The following is a 2782-nucleotide window of genomic DNA, read 5'->3' as shown; positions in this document are numbered from 1 at the left end:
CCAACAAGTTGCAGCGGGTAGCTTAGGTGCGCAGCCAATTTCAAACGATAGCCAATTTCAAATACTCTTAAACGTTAAAGGACGTTTAAACAGTATTGAAGAATTTGAAAACGTTATTATTAAAGTAGGCGACGAAGGTCAGTTAACGCGTTTATCTGATATAGCCCGTGTTGATTTAGGCCAAGACACTTACGCACTGCGTGCAGAGCTTGATAATCAACCGGCACTTGCAATGCCAATATTCCAACGCCCAGGTTCAAACGCTATTGAGCTTTCTGATCAAGTACGCGAAACAATGGCGCGCTTATCTAAAGATTTCCCTACTGGTGTTGAATACGACATTGTGTACGACCCTACGGTATTTGTTCGCGGCTCAATTGACGCGGTAATTGCAACGTTGCTTGAAGCAATTGTGCTGGTAGTTATTGTTGTTATTGTATTTTTACAAACGTGGCGTGCATCAATTATTCCATTAATTGCTGTGCCTATTTCGCTCATTGGTACGTTTGCAGTAATGCAGTGGTTAGGTGTCTCAATTAATACCTTGTCGTTGTTTGGCTTAGTATTGGCCATAGGTATTGTTGTAGATGATGCGATTGTAGTTGTTGAAAACGTAGAGCGTAATATTGAAAAAGGCTTATCGCCACTTGAAGCAACCCGCGTTGCAATGAGCGAAGTAACAGGCCCTATTATTGCCATTGCGCTAGTACTAAGTGCTGTATTTATTCCTACTGCGTTTATTACCGGTTTATCAGGTCAGTTTTATAAGCAATTTGCACTTACAATTACAATTTCGACGATTATCTCAGCGTTTAACTCATTAACGTTATCGCCTGCGCTTGCTGCACTGTTATTAAAATCACATGATGCAAAAACAGATGCGTTCACGCGTTTACTTAATAAATTGTTTGGTCGTTGGTTATTTGAACCATTTAACCGCGTTTTTAATCGTGGTGCTAAAGGGTACGAAAAACTGGTACAAAAACTAATCCGTATGACCGTTGTTGTAATGGTGGCTTATATTGCACTTGTTGGCGGCACAATTAAGTTATTTGATACCGTACCTGGTGGCTTTATTCCACAGCAAGATAAACAGTATTTAGTGGCTATTGCGCAGTTGCCTGACGCATCAAGCCTTGATCGTACTGAAGATGTACTTGCTCAAATGCAGCAAATTGCATTAGAAGTACCAGGCGTTGCACATACTGTTGCTTATCCTGGCTTATCAGTGAACGGTTTAACAAATAGCCCTAACAGCGGCATTGTAATTACACCACTTGAAAGCTTTGACAAACGTACCGATCCAAGCCAATCAGCGATGGCGATAGCGGCGCAGTTGAATAAACGTTTTGCCGCCATTGATGAGGCATTTGTAGCGGTATTTCCACCGCCGCCAATTCAAGGTTTGGGCACTACAGGTGGTTTTAAACTGCAAATAGAAGACAGAGCTAATAAAGGGTTTGAAGCACTATTTAATAGCCTGCAAGCCGTTATTGGTAAAGCGCAACAAGACCCTGCATTAATGGGTCTGTACTCAAGTTTCCGTATCCAAGTTCCACAAATGGATATTGATATTGACCGCGAACAAGCGCTTATTCAAGGTATTCCACTTGATGAAGTATTTAATGCACTGCAAATTTACTTAGGCTCTGTGTACGTAAATGACTTTAATATGTTTGGTCGTACGTACCAAGTAAATGCACAGGCTGATGCTGACTACCGCTTAGACCCTGATCAAATACTTAATTTAAAAGTACGTAATCGCTCAGGTAATATGGTGCCATTAGGCTCTGTATTAACAGTAACACCAACAATTGGTCCTGACCGTGTTATGCATTACAACGGATACCCAAGTGCAGAACTAAATGGTAGCCCAGCGCCAGGTTATAGTTCTGATCAAGCACAAGTTGCTATTGAAAAAGTACTCGCAGACACACTACCAACAGGTATTGAATATGAGTGGACTGAAGTAACGTACCAACAAGTACTTGCCGGTAACACCATGGTTTATGTATTCCCGTTAGTTGTATTACTTGTATTTATGGTACTTGCAGCGCAGTACGAGAGCTTACGTTTACCACTGGCAATTATATTAATTGTACCAATGACTATTTTCTCAGCCTTGTTAGGTGTGTGGTTTGTCGGCTCTGACAACAACATATTCACCCAAATAGCGTTAATAGTACTGGTCGCGTTGGCTTCTAAAAATGCAATATTGATGGTTGAGTTTGCAAAAGACAGACACGACTCAGGCTTATCGCACTTAGAGGCAATACTTGAGGCATGTCGTATGCGCTTGCGCCCAATATTAATGACGTCAATTGCATTTACAGCAGGTGTTGTACCGTTAGTACTTGCCACCGGTGCGGGCGCCGAAATGCGACACGCAATGGGTAACGCAGTATTCTCAGGCATGATAGGTGTAACCGTGTTTGGCCTATTGTTTACGCCGGTATTTTATATGTTAGTGACTAACAAAAAAGAGAAAGCGCAGGAGAATACTCATGACTAAATTAATGCAAAAAAGACTTAAAACAAGTCTAACTGTCAGTGCGGTATTAGTCGCTGCGTTTTTAGCCGGGTGTGCGAGTAAAATAGACACCATGAGTGAGCAAAAAGCCGTTAACGAATTTGTTGCCAAAGCTAATATTGCTAGTAACGTTAGCGTTGCTGATGAAACAAACTGGTGGAAAAAGCTTAATTCTGATCAACTAAATGAGCTTGTTACTGGTGCGCTTGCAAATAACTATAATTTGCAAACAAGCCAGCTAACACTTAAAAG

At 41.4% G+C, this 2782-nt stretch carries 1 protein-coding gene and 1 pseudogene; both read left to right on the top strand.

Going from position 1 to position 2782, the window contains the following annotated elements; all coding sequences use genetic code 11:
- A partial coding sequence (locus tag L654_RS0122865) for an efflux RND transporter permease subunit (RefSeq protein ID WP_024609141.1) occupies positions 1–2512 on the top strand: 2512 nt, incomplete at its 5' end.
- Positions 2505–2782, top strand: a pseudogene (locus L654_RS0122860) (TolC family protein); the annotation flags it as partial. The gene L654_RS0122865 and the pseudogene L654_RS0122860, both read left to right, overlap by 8 nt.

The sequence above is a fragment of the Pseudoalteromonas sp. TAB23 genome, assembly GCF_000498075.1.
GTDB classification, from domain to species: Bacteria; Pseudomonadota; Gammaproteobacteria; order Enterobacterales; family Alteromonadaceae; genus Pseudoalteromonas; species Pseudoalteromonas arctica.
The sequence above is the reverse complement of the archived record's forward strand: the minus strand, read 5'-3'. Positions and strand labels throughout refer to the sequence as shown.